This window comes from Palleronia pontilimi (assembly GCF_016412875.1).
Classification (GTDB): domain Bacteria; phylum Pseudomonadota; class Alphaproteobacteria; order Rhodobacterales; family Rhodobacteraceae; genus Palleronia; species Palleronia pontilimi.
In genome coordinates this window covers 1-287 of sequence record NZ_JAEKPD010000054.1, presented here as the reverse complement: position 1 = coordinate 287, position 287 = coordinate 1, and the positions used below count along the sequence as shown (strand labels likewise).

Genomic DNA, 287 nt, shown 5'->3' with positions numbered 1-287 from the left:
CCAGTTCGCAATGGCCCGGATACCGGGGAGAAGGTCAGCGGGGCGCCGCAGATCTCCGCGACATGCCGTTCAAGGCCGGACCCCGGCCAAGGCGGAACGATCCATGCGCCTGTGGGTCGGGGCGCAAATACAAGAAATGCTGCGGCCGACACTGAGCGGGATCGCTCAGGCTACTCCCGGCACACACCGGACATTTACCAAGCTGGCTATTGAACCGCGCCGGGTTTGCCGGAGGCTGATTGCGATTAGTTACGCGGCTATGGGTTCAGTTTCCAGAGCGGCGTAGA

General features: G+C 62.7%; 1 protein-coding gene. It reads left to right on the top strand.

The window, feature by feature from the left end:
• Nucleotides 1–62: 62 nt before the first annotated feature.
• Nucleotides 63–155 carry an SEC-C metal-binding domain-containing protein gene (locus tag ILP92_RS18920; protein WP_368667923.1) on the top strand — a complete coding sequence of 31 codons (93 nt, stop codon included), beginning with the start codon at nucleotides 63–65 and terminating at the stop codon, nucleotides 153–155.
• Nucleotides 156–287: the final 132 nt, after the last annotated feature.

What these genes read in the sequence shown, in the direction of transcription:
- ILP92_RS18920 (WP_368667923.1), top strand. Translation starts at nt 63, where the DNA reads ATGCCGTTCAAGGCCGGACCCCGGCCAAGGCGGAACGATCCATGCGCC.